Annotated in this window: 13 protein-coding genes; 6 read left to right on the forward strand and 7 right to left on the reverse strand. The window is 64.3% G+C overall.

What is annotated here, in order from left to right; translation table 11 throughout:
• Positions 1-132 precede the first annotated feature (132 nt).
• From gap to F8G81_RS12730, 5 genes are all read left to right on the forward strand, one after another.
• Complete coding sequence (gene gap / locus F8G81_RS12710; protein ID WP_267275099.1) at positions 133-1,143, forward strand: type I glyceraldehyde-3-phosphate dehydrogenase; 1,011 nt, start codon at positions 133-135, stop codon at positions 1,141-1,143.
• Positions 1,144-1,153: 10 nt separating this feature from the next.
• Entirely contained in the window at positions 1,154-2,380 is a 1,227-nt protein-coding gene (locus F8G81_RS12715; RefSeq protein WP_267275100.1) for a phosphoglycerate kinase, read from the forward strand.
• 89 nt (positions 2,381-2,469) lie between these two features.
• Positions 2,470-3,285 carry a triose-phosphate isomerase gene (gene tpiA, locus F8G81_RS12720; protein ID WP_267275101.1) on the forward strand — a complete coding sequence of 272 codons (816 nt, stop codon included), beginning with the start codon at positions 2,470-2,472 and terminating at the stop codon, positions 3,283-3,285.
• 50 nt (positions 3,286-3,335) lie between these two features.
• A complete protein-coding gene (gene secG / locus F8G81_RS12725; protein ID WP_160670806.1) occupies positions 3,336-3,593 on the forward strand; it encodes a preprotein translocase subunit SecG in 258 nt (85 codons plus the stop codon).
• Between the two features lie 111 nt (positions 3,594-3,704).
• Entirely contained in the window at positions 3,705-4,100 is a 396-nt protein-coding gene (locus tag F8G81_RS12730; protein WP_267275102.1) for an RNA polymerase-binding protein RbpA, read from the forward strand.
• On the opposite strand, the gene pgl is transcribed toward F8G81_RS12730, so the two are convergent.
• Genes pgl through tkt form a run of 6 tightly spaced genes read right to left on the reverse strand, consistent with a single transcriptional unit; the run spans position 4,053 to position 12,282 of the window.
• Complete coding sequence (pgl, locus tag F8G81_RS12735; RefSeq protein WP_267279207.1) at positions 4,053-4,823, reverse strand: 6-phosphogluconolactonase; 771 nt, start codon at positions 4,821-4,823, stop codon at positions 4,053-4,055. The two genes, F8G81_RS12730 and pgl, sit on opposite strands and share 48 nt — an antisense overlap.
• A gap of 37 nt (positions 4,824-4,860) precedes the next feature.
• Entirely contained in the window at positions 4,861-5,802 is a 942-nt protein-coding gene (locus F8G81_RS12740) for a glucose-6-phosphate dehydrogenase assembly protein OpcA (RefSeq protein WP_267275103.1), read from the reverse strand.
• Positions 5,799-7,370 (reverse strand): glucose-6-phosphate dehydrogenase, encoded by a 1,572-nt coding sequence (gene zwf, locus F8G81_RS12745; RefSeq protein ID WP_267275104.1) that lies wholly within the window; start codon positions 7,368-7,370, stop codon positions 5,799-5,801. Before zwf ends, F8G81_RS12740 begins: the two co-directional genes overlap by 4 nt.
• Positions 7,371-7,384: 14 nt before the next feature.
• Positions 7,385-9,019 carry a glucose-6-phosphate isomerase gene (locus F8G81_RS12750; protein WP_267275105.1) on the reverse strand — a complete coding sequence of 545 codons (1,635 nt, stop codon included), beginning with the start codon at positions 9,017-9,019 and terminating at the stop codon, positions 7,385-7,387.
• A gap of 5 nt (positions 9,020-9,024) precedes the next feature.
• The gene (gene tal / locus F8G81_RS12755) at positions 9,025-10,140 is read right to left on the reverse strand and encodes a transaldolase (RefSeq protein ID WP_267275106.1); all 1,116 of its coding nucleotides are present in this window, start codon (positions 10,138-10,140) and stop codon (positions 9,025-9,027) included.
• A 24-nt stretch (positions 10,141-10,164) separates the two neighbouring features.
• Positions 10,165-12,282: a transketolase gene (gene tkt, locus F8G81_RS12760; RefSeq protein WP_267279208.1), complete on the reverse strand. Its 2,118-nt coding sequence runs from the start codon at positions 12,280-12,282 to the stop codon at positions 10,165-10,167.
• A gap of 519 nt (positions 12,283-12,801) precedes the next feature.
• Here tkt and F8G81_RS12765 point away from each other — a divergent pair.
• Entirely contained in the window at positions 12,802-13,761 is a 960-nt protein-coding gene (locus tag F8G81_RS12765) for a heme o synthase (RefSeq protein WP_267275107.1), read from the forward strand.
• Between the two features lie 125 nt (positions 13,762-13,886).
• Here F8G81_RS12765 and F8G81_RS12770 read toward each other — a convergent pair whose 3' ends face one another.
• Positions 13,887-14,831, reverse strand: a complete 945-nt coding sequence (locus F8G81_RS12770; protein ID WP_267275108.1) for a COX15/CtaA family protein — start codon at positions 14,829-14,831, stop codon at positions 13,887-13,889.
• Positions 14,832-14,837: the final 6 nt, after the last annotated feature.

Genomic DNA, 14,837 nt, shown 5'->3' on the forward strand with positions numbered 1-14,837 from the left:
AGCCTTCAGCAACGTGGCTGGTCGCCCTCCGATCTGGTAATCATCTCTGCCCAATGGCGTGCGGGATCTGTTAGTTGGCTTGAACGCCTGCTCAACTAGTTGTGCTTTTACAAGCACCAAGGAGACAAAAAAGTGACGACCCGTATTGGTATCAACGGCTTCGGCCGTATCGGCCGCAACTACTTCCGCGCAGCACTCGCACAGGGCGCGGACCTTGAGATCGTTGCCGTCAACGACCTCACCAGCCCCGAAGCCCTTGCCCACCTGCTGAAGTATGACTCTGTTGGTGGCCGCCTCAAGGAAACCGTTGAGGTCAAGGACGGCAACATCGTCGTCGACGGAAACGTCATCAAGGTTCTCGCCGAGCGCGATCCCGCAAACCTCCCCTGGGCCGAACTGGGCGTCGACATCGTCATCGAGTCCACCGGCTTCTTCACCAAGGCAGCCGCTGCCCAGAAGCACATCGACGCAGGCGCCAAGAAGGTCCTGATCTCGGCTCCGGCCTCCGATGAGGACATCACCATCGTGATGGGCGTTAACGACGGACTCTACGACTCCTCCGCGCACCACATCATCTCCAACGCGTCCTGCACCACCAACTGCCTCGGCCCGCTGGCTAAGGTCATCAACGACACCTTTGGCATCGAGCGTGGCCTTATGACCACCATCCACGCCTACACCGCCGACCAGAACCTCCAGGACGGCCCGCACAACGACCTCCGCCGCGCCCGTGCCGCAGGCATCAACATGGTCCCCACCTCCACGGGTGCCGCCAAGGCAATCGGCTTGGTCCTGCCCGAGCTCAAGGGCAAGCTGGACGGCTACGCCATCCGCGTTCCCGTGCCCACCGGTTCCGCCACCGACCTCACCGTCAACGTCTCCCGCGAAACCACCGTGGAAGAAGTCAACGCGGCGCTGAAGAAGGCTTCCGAGTCGGATGAACTCCAGGGAATCCTGACCTACACGGACGCCCCGATCGTGTCCTCCGACATCGTGGGGGACCCGGCGTCTTCCATCTTCGACTCCGGCCTGACGAAGGTCATCGGCAACCAGGTCAAGGTTGTGTCCTGGTATGACAACGAATGGGGCTACTCCAACCGCCTGGTGGACCTGACGAAGCTCGTCGCATCCAAGCTGGGCTAGGGTTAGACACATGACATTTCACACCCTCAACGAACTGATCGCTGAAGGTGTCCGCGGGCGGTACGTTCTGGTCAGAAGTGACCTGAACGTGCCGCTCGACGGCTTTACGGTGACTGACGACGGCCGCATCAAGGCCTCCCTGCCAGTGCTGGAAAAGCTCACGGACGCCGGTGCCCGCGTACTGGTCACAGCCCACCTCGGACGTCCCAAGGGCGCCCCGGAAGAAAAGTACTCCTTGAAGCCCGCCGTGGCACGGCTGGCGGAACTCGCGCCTTTCAAGGTGGTTCTCGCCGAGGACACCGTCGGAAGCTCCGCGAAGGAGCTTTCTGCATCCCTGCAGGACGGTGAAGTACTGGTCCTGGAGAACGTGCGCTTCGATGCGCGCGAAACCAGCAAGGACGATTCACAGCGGGCCCAGTTCGCCGATGAGCTGGTGGCCCTGACGGGCAGTAACGGCGCCTTTGTGGATGACGCTTTTGGCGCTGTCCACCGCAAGCACGCCAGCGTCTACGACGTCGCCACCCGGCTTCCGTCCTACCAGGGCGATCTGGTGCACACGGAAGTGGAAGTTCTCCAGAAGCTGACCACTGATACCCAGCGTCCATACGTGGTGGTTCTTGGCGGCTCCAAGGTTTCTGACAAGCTGGCCGTCATCGACAACCTCCTGGGCAAGGCTGACACCATCCTGGTGGGCGGCGGCATGCTGTTCACGTTCCTTGCTGCCGTTGGCCACCAAGTGGCCGGCAGCCTCCTGGAAGAGGACCAGATCCCGGTGGTCAAGGACTACCTCCAGCGGGCGGCAGCTGCCGGCACGGAGTTCATTGTCCCCACCGACGTCGTTGTCGCCGAGAAGTTCAGCGCAGACGCCACGCACGAAACCGTTCCTGCAGACGCCATCGAGGGCAGCAGCTTTGGAGCCAAGGGCATCGGCCTGGACATTGGCCCCGATTCGGCGGCCGCCTTCGCGGACCGGATCAAGGGTGCAAAAACCGTGTTCTGGAACGGTCCCATGGGAGTCTTCGAGTTTGAAGCCTTTTCCGGCGGCACCCGGGCTGTAGCGCAGGCACTCACCGAAGCCGATGCGTTCACCGTTGTGGGCGGCGGAGACTCAGCCGCTGCCGTGCGGACACTGGGCTTCGCTGACGACGCCTTCGGCCACATTTCAACAGGAGGCGGCGCCAGCCTGGAATACCTTGAAGGCAAGGAACTCCCGGGTCTGAGCGTCCTGGACCGCTAGGTCACCGGACACCGCCATATCCTCCGGCCGGCAGGGTGCCCGCGGGCACCCTGCCGGCCGCACATACATTCAAAACTTTTGGAGAACACGTGACTACGTCAACGAACGGCGCTTTTGACCGCACGCCCTTCATCGCGGGCAACTGGAAGATGAACATGGACCACGTCCAGGGCATCACCCTCCTGCAGAAGCTGGCCTGGACCCTGTCCGACGCCAAGCATGACTACAACCGCGTTGAGGTTGCCGTCTTCCCGCCCTTCACCGACCTTCGCGGCGTGCAGACCCTGGTTCAGGGCGACGACCTCGATATTGCCTATGGCGGCCAGGATCTGTCGCAGTTCGACTCCGGAGCCTACACCGGCGACATCTCCGGCCAGTTCCTCGGCAAGCTGGGCTGCAAGTACGTCCTGGTGGGGCACAGCGAACGCCGTACCATCCACCTGGAATCGGACGAAGTACTCAACGCCAAGGTCAAGGCAGCGTTCAAGCATGGAGTAACCCCGGTGCTGTGTGTCGGCGAAGGCCTGGAAATCCGCCAGGCCGGAACCCATGTAGAGCACACGCTGAACCAGCTCCGCGCGGACGTCGAGGGACTCACCCCCGAACAGGCAGCCGAGCTGGTTGTTGCCTACGAACCCGTGTGGGCCATCGGTACGGGCGAAGTAGCGGGACCGGAAGACGCCCAAGAGATGTGTGCAGCCATCCGCGCCGAACTGGCCACCCTGTTTGGCGACGATGTTGCAGCAAAAATCCGGCTGCTTTACGGCGGCTCAGTCAAGTCCAGCAACGTTGCTGCCATCCTGAACGAACGGGACGTCGACGGCGTGTTGGTGGGCGGGGCAAGCCTTGATCCGGCGGAGTTTGCTAATATTGTCAGGTTCGAGAGTCATTTGCTGACGGAGTAGTCCGGACGCAGCGCCAGGCTCCCGCAATTCCAATCTTCTGAAAGGCCGTCGTGGACGTTCTTCATGTCATTCTGCAGATCCTCCTGGGCATCACCAGCCTTCTGCTGACGTTGCTTATCCTCCTGCACAAGGGACGGGGCGGCGGTCTGTCGGACATGTTCGGTGGCGGCATGAGCTCCGGCCTCAGCTCTTCCGGCGTGGCCGAGCGCAACCTGAACAGGTTCACCGTCATCCTTGGCGTCACCTGGGGCGTCGTCATCATTGCCCTGGGCCTGATTATGCGCTTTAGTGGCGCGGGCGACTCCTAACCCTTATTCCTGCTGATCCTGGACCGGCACTGCCGCCAGGGGACACTCCGAACTAAACTGTGGCTGTTGGCACCCAACAGCCACAGTTTCAGTTAACAGCCAGGAGTCCCGATGGTAAACACAGCGTCAGGATTCCGTGGCACCCGCGTGGGTGTCACGGAAGGAACCGGCCTCAAGAACCAGTCCGATGATTTTCCCGGTGACAGATTGCCGCGTATGCGTGTTTCCTATTGGTGCGCCAAGGGACACGAAACGCGGCCTGTTTTTATTAAGCTGCCGGAAGACCAGGTTCCCCTGGTCTGGGACTGCCGCAGATGTGGGGCCACGGCGTCAAGGGACGGGCAGGAAGCTGCCCTCGACGAAGCTGTCGAAGAAGGTTTCAAGAGCCATCTGGAATACGTTAAAGAACGGCGCTCCGACCAGGACGCCGAAGACGTCCTGGCCGGAGCGCTCGAACGCTTACGCGCCCGCGGCGTCCTTGCGGACCAGTTGCCGGGGGACCCGTGACGCGGCGTTCTCGTCAATAAGCCAGAGTGTGCGGGACGTGCCTCGAGGGCCGGCCGCCGGTACCTGGACCGGGTTGGCGCCGGCAAGCGCCAGGCCCACCGCTCCCGCCTTGTCCTCGCCCGCCACGACCATCCACACTTCGGCGGCAGTGTTGATGGCCGGCAACGTCAGCGAAATGCGCAGGGGCGGGGGCTTGGGGGAGTTTCGGACGCCAACAACCGTCAGCGACTTCTCCCGAATGCCTCCCTGCTCCGGAAACAGCGATGCCACATGCGCGTCGGGGCCAACGCCCAGCAGAACCACATCCAGCCGCGGAAGCACGCCAGGCTGGTCCGCGCGGTCATCTGACATGTCCGCAGCGTGCTCCGCCTCAGCCGCCTCCCGAAGCCTGCGGGCGTAGTCCTCTGCCCCCTCCTCCGGGGTGTCAAAGTCATCCGCGGAGGCAGGCTCGTGAATCCTGGCGGGATCCACCGGAATGTGCGACAGCAGCGCGTCAAAAGCCTGCTTGGTGTTACGGTCGGCGTCGCCGGCGGACACGAAACGTTCGTCGCCCCACCAGAAGTTCACCCGCGACCAGTCAACGGCAGGCGCCGCCGGAGAGTCAGCAACAGCCTTCAGCGTACCGATGCCAACCGTGCCGCCAGTAAGCACCACCGTGGCCTCACCGTACTTATCCTGCACATCAACAAGTTTTGTGATCAGGCGGGCTGCGATGGCAGCCATCAGGACGGATGAATCAGGATGAATGCTTACTCTTGGCTCAACGCTCACTGGGTCGGACGCTCCTTAGATTGGTACGTGGCAGTCCAATAGTAATCACTTCTCCGAAGACTTCGTCGGGGTCCAGGCGGCGGAGTTCTTCGGCGAGGCAGTCGCGGAGGCTGCGTCGTGGGAGTGAGATGCGTTGGGCTGGTTGTCCGGGTTGGGTGAGTTCGGCGATGGAGAGTCCGGGGCGGAAGAGTTGGACGTCGCCGCCGGGGCGGCTGAGCCGGACGCGGCGGATCCCGGTTCCGGCGGGGTCCGCGACGATGGTGACGGGGGCGTCCAGGGACAGGGTGAGCCAGGCCGCGAGGAGGATGGTGGAGGGGGAGTCGGAGGCGCCTTCGACCGCGACGGCTGTCACGGGGGAGGGGTCTACCTGGTCCAGGACCGCGGCGAGCTGGATCCGCCAGTTCGTCAGCCGGGTCCAGGCCAGGTCGGTATCACCGGCTTTGTAGGTGGTCCGGATGTTCTCCAGGGCCTGTTGCGGGTCCGGTTCATTCGCGGAATCGGTGATCCGGCGGTGCGCGATCCGCCCGATCGAGGTTTCGCAGGCGTTTTCCGGGGCGCCGTGCGGCCACCACGCCACGATCGGGGCGTCCGGCAGCAACAGCGCGGCGACCAGGGACTCGGACTCGTGTGCGAGCTGGCCGTAGCCGCGCAGCACGATCACCTCGGACGCGCCGGCGTCCCCGCCGACCCGGATCTGCGCGTCCAGCCGGTCCGGGGCGTCCTTGCCGGCGTCGGCCAGCACAATGATCCGGCAGGGGTGTTCCCGGCTGGCCTCGTTCGCGGCCTCGATCGCTTCTTCCTCGAGCCCGGACTTGGTCACGACCACCAGGGTCAGGACCCGGCCCAGCGCGATCACGCCGCCCTGCTCGCGCAGGGCCATGATCTTCTTGGACACCTTCGAAGTGGTGGTGTCCGGCAAATCAACAATCATGGCCTTCTCCAGGTTCGTCCGTCACGGGCCAGCAGCTCATCAGCGCTGGCCGGGCCCCAGGAACCCGGGGCGTAGGGTTCGGGCTGTTCATTCAGTTCGGCCCAGTAGTCCTCGAACGGGTCAAGGATCTTCCAGGACAGCTCCACTTCCTCATGCCGCGGGAACAACGGCGGCTCACCCAACAGCACGTCCAGGATCAGCCGCTCATACGCCTCGGGGGACGATTCGGTGAAGGAGTGCCCGTAGCCGAAGTCCATCGTCACGTCCCGGACTTCCATCTGGGTGCCCGGGACCTTGGACCCGAACCTGATGGTCACGCCCTCATCGGGCTGGACCCGGATCACCACAGCGTTCTGACCGAAGTCATCCTCACCATGATCACGGAAGAGCAGGTTCGGGGCGCGTTTGAACACCACCGCGATCTCCGTCACCCGCCGTCCCAGCCTTTTGCCCGCGCGCAGATAAAACGGCACTCCGGCCCAGCGCCGGGTATGGATGTCCACCCGGATCGCGGCGAACGTCTCGGTGGTGGAATCGGCCGGGATGCCCTCTTCCTCCAGGTAGCCCTGGACCTGCTCCCCGCCCTGCCAGCCGCCGGCGAACTGGCCGCGCGCTGAATGCGTGGACAGGTCATCAGGGAGCTTGACGGCGGCCAGGACCTTTTCCTTCTCGGCGCGCAAATCATCGGCATTAAACGAAATCGGCTCTTCCATCGCGGTCAGCGCCAGCAGCTGCAGCAGGTGGTTCTGGATCACGTCGCGGGCCGCGCCCACACCGTCGTAATACCCCGCCCGGCCGCCGGTACCAATGTCCTCAGCCATCGTGATCTGGACATGGTCCACGTAGTTCGCGTTCCACAACGGCTCAAACAACTGGTTCGCGAACCGCAACGCCAGAATGTTCTGCACCGTCTCCTTCCCCAAATAATGATCGATCCGGAACACCGCGTCCGCGGGGAACACCGACTCCACAATGTCATTGAGCTTCCGGGCAGATTCCAGGTCATGGCCGAACGGCTTCTCAATCACCACCCGCCGCCACTTATCCCCCTCGGCCTGCGCCAGTCCGTGCTTGGACAGCTGCCGGCAGACCTGCTCAAACGCCTTCGGCGGGATCGAGAGGTAGAACGCATGGTTCCCCCGGGTCCCGCGGACATCGTCGAGTTCCTTAATGGTCTCGCCGAGCCGCTCGAAAGCGCCGTCATCATCAAACTCGCCCTGGACAAAACGGATGCCCTCCGAAAGCTGGTTCCACACCGCCTCATCAAAAGGCGTGCGCGCGTAGGCCTGCACGGAGGCCTTCACCTCAGCGGCGAAATCCTCCTTGTCCCACTCGCGCCGCGCGAAGCCGACCAGCGCGAAACTCGGCGGCAGCAACCCCCGGTTCGCCAGGTCATACACGGCCGGCATGAGCTTCTTGCGGGCAAGGTCGCCGGTGACTCCGAAGAGTACCAGCGAGGACGGACCGGCGATTCGGTTCAGGCGGCGGTCCCGCGGATCACGCAACGGATTACGCCCCGATTTACCCGGACGCAACCCGGATGTCCTGCCGTATTCAGTTTCTGGCATGGTTGCTTTTTGCCTTAGCTTTCAGTGACGGATGCTGACCGAGCGGCAAGGGCTGCGACAATCTCCTGCAGCTGTGCCACCCCGGCGGCGCGGTCGGTCAGGTGCAGACGCAGTACGGGCCGTCCGTGGCCGGCCAGGACCTGGGCGTCCCCGGCGGCCTGCGCTGAGATCAGCTCCCCGAAGGTAAAGGGACGGTCAGGGATGGCCAGATCGGTGGCGGGAGCCGCCGTGACCTGGAGGAAGACGCCGATGGCGGGGCCCCCCTTGTGGAACTGACCGGTGGAGTGCAGGAAGCGCGGTCCCCAGCCGAAGGTGACGGGACGGCCGCTGACTGCTGCCAGTTCGTCCCGGATGCCCTCGAGCTGCGCGAACGCGAGCCGGTCAAAGTATGCCTGAACACTGAGGTAGCTGTCCCCGGCAAGAGTCGCCAGCAGTGCGCGTACGGCGTCCTCGGCCGTGGCGGAGTCGCCGAGCCAGTCGCCGCCCCGTACTTCGACGGCACCGTCAACAAACGCAGCGGGCGTGGGTTCCGGCTGGGCGTCCAGCAGGCCGCGGGCAGCCACCTTGGCAGCCTCGACGTCGGGCTGGTCAAACGGGTTGATACCCAGCAGCCGTCCGGCGACGGCCGTGGCGAATTCCCAGACCATCATCTGGGTTGCCAGGCCGCCGGCAATGGCCACCTCGTTTTCACCGAGTTGAACGTCGGCGTCAGCAGCTACCAGCCGCACCACCAGGACGTCCTCGGCGCCGGAAGTGACCTCAGGCGAGGAGGGGCCGGCCACGACCGGCAGGACACCTGTCCCGAGCTTGCCGGTGGACTCGGCGATGAGCTGTTCGGCCCAGTCCGCGAAGCCCACAATGCCGGAGCCGTCCTCTGCGATGACAATCTTGTCCCGCAGCGGGCTGGTTCCGCCCAGGGCCGTTCCGAGGGCCAGCCCGATGTTCTCCGGGGCGTCCTCGTTCAGGATTTCGGCAGCTTCCTCGGCCTCGTCCAGGAAGGCCTGGATGTCCACGCCGGCCAGGCCCGAGGGCACCAGTCCGAATGCGGTGAGGGCAGAGTAGCGGCCGCCGACGTTGGGGTCGGCGTTGAAGACGGCCCGGTAGCCGGCTTCACGGGATGCCTTGTCCAGCGGGGAACCGGGATCGGTAACAATGATGATCCGGCTCTTGGCATCGATGCCGGCCTCGTTGAAGGCGTGTTCGAAAATCCTGCGCTGGGAGTCGGTTTCCAGGGTGGAACCGGACTTGGATGAAACCACAATGGCGGTCTCGGCCAGGCGGTCCGCGAGGGCTGCACTGACATGGTCGGGGTCGGTGCTGTCCAATACGGTCAGCTCGACGCCAGCGGTGCCGGCGATCACCTCGGGGGCAAGCGATGATCCGCCCATGCCGCAAAGCACGATCCGGGTGACACCTTCGGCCCTGAGGGCATCGCGCAGTTCCAGGATGCCTGGAACCAAGGGCTGCGAGACGGTGGCTGCCTCAACCCAGCCGAGGCGGACTGCCGACTCGGCTTCGGCGTCGGGACCCCACAGGGTGTGGTCCTTGGCAAAGATCCGGGTGGCAATGCGCTCCTCGACGAGGACCGGCAGGTGCTGTTCAAGTGCCCGCTGTGCGGCACCGGTGGCGTCGTAGCTGAGAGTACTCATATGGACTAGGAAGCCTTCCGTGCAGAGGCGAGGGCACCTTCAACGTCAGCCAAAAGTTCCTTCCAGCTGGCCACGAACTTGTCCAGGCCCTCGGATTCGAGGAGCGCAACGACTTCGTTGTAGGAGATGCCCAGGGCGTCCAGCGCGTCAAGGGTTGCGTTGGCCTCGGCGTAGCGGCCGGTGATGGTGTCACCGGTGATGACGCCGTGGTCAAACGTGGCGTCCAGCGTCTTCTCTGGCATGGTGTTGACCACACCGGGGGCAACCAGTTCGGTCACGTACAGGGTGTCCGGGTAGGCCGGATCCTTCACCCCGGTGGAAGCCCACAGCGGGCGCTGGGGGAGGGCACCGGCGTCGGCCAGCAGGGCCCAGCGCTCCGTGGCGAAGAGTTCCTCGTAGACCTGGTAGGCCAGGCGGGCGTTGGCCACGCCGGCCTTGCCCTTGAGTGCCTTGGCCTCGTCGGTGCCGATGGCGTCAAGGCGCTTGTCGATTTCGGAGTCAACGCGGGAAACGAAGAACGAGGCCACCGAGTGGATCCGGGAGAGGTCGTGGCCGTTCTCCTTGGCCTGCTCAAGACCCAGCTGGAAGGCGTTGATGACAGCGCGGTAGCGCTCGAGCGAGAAGATCAGGGTCACGTTGACGCTGATGCCCTCGGCGAGGGTGGCCGTGATCGCTTCCAGGCCCTCGAGGGTGGCCGGGATCTTGATGTGGACGTTGTCCTTGTTGACCTTCTTGTAAAGGTGCTTCGCTTCGGCGATGGTGCCGGCCGTGTCCCATGCCAGGCGGGGATCCACCTCGATGGAAACGCGGCCGTCAACTCCCTTGGTTGCGGCGGCGACCGGTGCAAAGAGGTCGCAGGCGTCGGCAACGTCCGTGGTGGTGATCTCGAAGATGGTGTCCTCGATGCTGGCACCGGCCTCGGCCTGGGCCGCGATCGTGGCGTCGTAGTCCGTGCCCGAGGTGATCGCGGCGTGGAAGATGGACGGGTTGGTGGTGACACCAACAACGTTCTTCTCTTCGATGAGCTTGCGCAGCGTGCCGGTTTCGAGGCGGCTGCGGGAAAGGTCATCGAGCCAGATGGAAACTCCGGCGTCGGAGAGCTGCTGAGTGGGGGTAGTCATTTTTTGTATCTCCTGGAATAGGGTTCAGGCCTGCAGGCCAGCGAGGGAGTCCTTGGCAGCGGCGGCGACAGCCTCCGCCGTGATGCCGAACTCCTGGAAAAGGCGCTTGTAGTCGGCGGAAGCGCCATAGTGCTCGAGGCTGATGGAACGGCCGGCGTCGCCGACGAATTCCCTCCAGCCCAGGGCGAGCCCGGCTTCGACGGATACACGGGCTTTGACGCCGGCCGGAAGTACGGATTCGCGGTACGCGGCATCCTGCTTGTTGAACCACTCCACGCAAGGCATGGAGACGACGCGGGCGGCGATGCCTTCAGCCTGGAGCGCTTCGCGTGCCTGGACGGCAAGCTGGACTTCGGAGCCGGTGCCAATGAGGATAACGTCGGCCGGAACGGTGGCGCCGTCCTTGGACGCCTCAGCCAGGACGTAGCCGCCCCTGGCCACACCGGAAACCGAACCGAACGTGTCGCCGTCGGCCTTGCCTTCGCCGCGGGCGTAGGTAGGGATGTTCTGGCGGGTCAGCACAATGCCGGCCGGGTTTTCGTGGTTCTCCAGCATGGTCTTCCATGCCACGGCCACCTCGTTGGCGTCGCCCGGGCGGACAACGTCCAGGCCCACGATGGCGCGCAGAGAGGCAAGCTGTTCCACCGGCTGGTGGGTGGGACCGTCTTCGCCCAGGCCAATGGAGTCGTGGGTCCAGACGTACAGCGACGGGACGCCCATCAGGGCACCTAGCCGGATGGCGGGGCGCTGGTAGTCGCTGAAGATGAGGAAGGTGCCGGAGAAGGACCGGGTGTTGCCGTGGAGGCTGATGCCGTTCACGATGGCTGCCGCGGCGTGCTCACGGATACCAAAGTGGAGCACGCGGCCGTACGGGTTGCCGGACCATGCATCAGTTTGCTTGGACGCCGGCACAAACGACGGCGAGCCCTCGATGGTGGTGTTGTTGGATTCGGCGAGGTCAGCGGAGCCACCCCAGAGTTCCGGCATGACCGGGCCCAGACCGTTGAGCACCTTGCCGGATGCGGCACGGGTGGACACGTCCTTGCCGGCTGGGAAGACCGGCAGTGCATCGTCCAGGCCTTCAGGCAGTTCGCGGGCTTCGATGCGCTGCAGGAGCGCGGCGCCTTCCGGGTTGGACGCCTGCCAGGAGTTGAAGGATTCCTCCCATTCCTTGCGGGCAGCTGCTCCGCGGTCCACCACGGCGCGGGCGTGGGCCAGGACGTCCTGGTCAACTTCGAAGGACTTCGCGGGATCGAACCCCAGGACCTCCTTCAGTGCCGCTACTTCCTCGGAGCCGAGGGCGGAACCGTGGATCTTGCCCGTGTTCTGCTTCTTCGGGGCCGGGTAGCCGATGATGGTGCGCAGCGAGACGATGGAAGGCTTGGACGTCTCGGCCTTGGCGGCGAGCAGTGCCGAGTAGAGCTCCTGCACGTCTTCCTTGTATTCGCCGGTTTTGGTCCAGTCGACGCGCTGGGTGTGCCAGCCGTAGGCTTCGTAGCGCTTCAGGACGTCTTCGGTGAAGGAGATGTCGGTATCGTCCTCGATGGAGATGTGGTTCTCATCGTAGATAACGACCAGGTTGCCCAGCTCCTGGTGGCCGGCCAGCGAGGAAGCCTCGGCGGTTACGCCTTCCTGGAGATCGCCGTCGGAGGCGATAACCCAGATGGTGTGGTCGAACGGGCTGGTGCCGGCGGCAGCATCGGCATCGAACAGTCCGCGTTGGCGGCGCTGTGAGTACGCGAAGCCAACGGAGGACGCGAGTCCCTGGCCCAGCGGGCCGGTGGTGATCTCCACACCGGCAGTGTGCTTGTATTCCGGGTGCCCCGGGGTGAGGGAATTCCAGGTGCGCAGGGCCTCAAGGTCCTTCAGCTCCAGGCCGTAGCCCGAGAGGAACAGCTGGATGTACAGCGTCAGTGACGTGTGGCCGGGGGACAGGATGAAACGGTCACGTCCCAGCCAGTCAGGATTCCGCGGATCGTGGCGCATGAGCTTCTGAAAGAGAAGGTATGCGGCGGGCGCAAGGCTCATGGCGGTTCCGGGGTGGCCGTTGCCCACCTTCTCCACAGCGTCCGCGGCCAAAACGCGGACGGTATCCACGGCGCGCTGGTCCAAGCTGGTCCATGACAGTTCTTGCTCTTCCAAATGTGGCACGAAAACCGGGCCCCTCTCTGTGCTGATGGCGGGCGGTACACCGGATCCGGTCGGGGGCACGCTGTGGTGCCCGCTGCGGTGTGTACCAGCCGTTCACCATCGAAACGTTGATCTATCACTCAGTCGCCGGCATGGTGGGAATGCGTTTTCCACTGCTTCTCCCGCTGCGTGCTGATCTGGTGACAGCTTAGCTCCATTCCACTGTCCGGTCAGCGCAAATCTCACGTAGTGGACGCAATTTCCCCTTATGTGAATCACTGTTCCGGGCCGCTGACTTAATCTGATCGAAACAGCCTGCGCACGATCATCTGGGCCTAAAGCGGCGCCGTCCATCCGGTGCAGGCACGGTATGATAGGGAAGGCTTATGCCGGGTTGCCCGGCCCTGATCAGGGCTGACGGAAACCTTCGGCCGTTGCCCGAACTCCTGGAATCGTCCTTTCCGTGGAGTAGCCCGGGGAATACGGCCGCAATGACAGCTGCACAGCAGACAGAACTGCCAAACAGAACGGGTGACTGCCACCGTGAGCACAACCGATACGCCGTTGAACGCTTCCCGGGCCAGAGGGGGAGCAGGGCTGGCCCGCAAGGCCAAGGCGTATTTCGCCCTCACGAAGCCCCGGGTTATCGAACTGCTGCTGGTGAGCACTTTGCCCACCATGATCTATGCCGAGCGGGGTTTTCCGTCCGTCGGGCTCATCCTGGCCACGCTTGTGGGCGGTGCCTTTGCCGCTGGCAGCGCCGGAGCTTTCAACTGCTACATTGACCGGGACATCGACAAACTGATGCATCGCACCGAGAACCGGCCCCTGGTCACGGGCGAGGTGACGCCCCGTGAAGCACTCATCTTCTCCTGGCTGCTGGGCGTTGCCGCGATCGTGATCCTCTGGTTCGGCGCCAACCCGTTGGCGGCGTGGCTGGGACTGGCCGCCATCTTCTTCTACGTGGTCATCTACACCATCATCCTGAAGCGGCGCACGGCGCAAAACATTGTGTGGGGCGGGGCCGCGGGCTGCTTTCCGGTCCTGATCGCCTGGGCTGCCGTCACCAACTCGGTGGAGTGGCCGGCGGTGATCCTCTTTATGGTCATCTTCCTGTGGACACCGCCGCATTACTGGCCGCTGTCCATGCGCTACGGCGAGGATTACCGCAACGCCAACGTTCCCATGCTTGGTGCCATCGCCGGCGCCAAGGTGGTCTCGGTCCAGGTGGTCCTCTACGCCTGGGCCATGGTGGCCTGCTCGTTGCTGATGGTTCCGGCAGGCGGGGCAGGCTGGGTCTACACCGTGACAGCGGTAGTGGCCGGCGCCTGGTTCCTGTACGAATCGCACTCCCTGTACATCCGCGCCCACCGCGAGGACATCCCGGACAAGCGGGCCATGAAGGTGTTCCACGGATCCATCAGCTACCTGACGCTGCTCTTCATCGCACTGGCCGTCGACCCCTTCGTCGGCTCCGCCATCGTGGGCTAAAGCCAACCAGACCCAACGCTCTCTCACCTTTCGCAGAAAAAACGGAAACCCTCTCGCACTTTCAAGTTCATTCAGTGCGTGAGGGTTTCCGTTTGCGCAGGATCTGAGGGAGGGGTGTCGCCTGGCTACTTGACCGGGCTGGACCGGGCCACATCGGCCGCGTTGGTTGCTGCGCTCATCAGCAGCGCCGCACCGAGCATGTGCGCCGCGACCAGCAGGGCAGGGATGCTGTTGTAGTACTGCGTGAAGCCGATGACCGCCTGTAGCAGGGTCACAGCCAGCAGCATCAACGCCGCCGTCCTGAAGGGCCCGGAGATGCGCCGTGTGAAAACGATCACCAGTGCAAAAAGCGTTCCGGCGGTGATCAGGTAGGCAGGAACGGCGTGGATATGGGAGAAGAGGTCCCAGTCCAGCCCGTTCCGCGGCGCGTCGGCATCGCCGGCATGCGGGCCCGCCCCAGTCACCACCACGCCCAACATCACGGCAGCGGCTGAGAAAAGCGCGACGGCGGCCGTCACCGGACGCAGGACGCCCGGCAGCGCGGGGAGCAGGGCGCTGGCAAAGCGCCCGGTCCGGCCGTAGGCCCGGTTCACCAGCAGCGTGGCGAACACCACCAGGGCCATCGAGACGAGGAAGTGCAGCCCGACAACCCACGGGTTGAGATTGGTCAGCACCGTGATGCCCCCAATCACGGCCTGCGCCGGAATACTCGCCAGCAGGCCAAGCGCCAGCAGGAAGAGGTCCCGCCGTTCCTTGCGAAGGTTCCACAGGTAGACCAGCATGAGCGCCGCCACTGCCGCGAGGGCAAAGGTCAGCAGCCTGTTACCGAACTCGATGAATCCATGGATGCCCATTTCCGGGGTGTTCACCAGCGACGTGTCAGTGCAGCGCGGCCAGGTGGGACAGCCAAGGCCCGACGCCGTGAGCCGGACAGCGCCGCCGGTGACCACCAGGAGGGTCTGGCCGATGAGGGATGCCACCGCAAGGCGGCGGACACGGGTATCGACGGTGCGTGGCAAACCTGCGATGAGGCGGCCGGCGAACTGGGGGAGGCGTGAAGCCGTGCTCACGAATAT

This window comes from Arthrobacter sp. CDRTa11 (assembly GCF_026427775.1).
Taxonomy (GTDB): domain Bacteria; phylum Actinomycetota; class Actinomycetes; order Actinomycetales; family Micrococcaceae; genus Arthrobacter.

Coding starts and splice junctions, on each gene's coding strand:
- F8G81_RS12715 (WP_267275100.1), top strand. CDS start 1,154: ATGACATTTCACACCCTCAACGAACTGATCGCTGAAGGTGTCCGCGGG.
- zwf (WP_267275104.1), bottom strand. CDS start 7,370: ATGCCAGAAACTGAATACGGCAGGACATCCGGGTTGCGTCCGGGTAAA.
- tal (WP_267275106.1), bottom strand. CDS start 10,140: ATGACTACCCCCACTCAGCAGCTCTCCGACGCCGGAGTTTCCATCTGG.
- pgl (WP_267279207.1), bottom strand. CDS start 4,823: ATGGCTGCCATCGCAGCCCGCCTGATCACAAAACTTGTTGATGTGCAG.
- F8G81_RS12740 (WP_267275103.1), bottom strand. CDS start 5,802: ATGATTGTTGATTTGCCGGACACCACCACTTCGAAGGTGTCCAAGAAG.
- F8G81_RS12750 (WP_267275105.1), bottom strand. CDS start 9,019: ATGAGTACTCTCAGCTACGACGCCACCGGTGCCGCACAGCGGGCACTT.
- F8G81_RS12730 (WP_267275102.1), top strand. CDS start 3,705: ATGGTAAACACAGCGTCAGGATTCCGTGGCACCCGCGTGGGTGTCACG.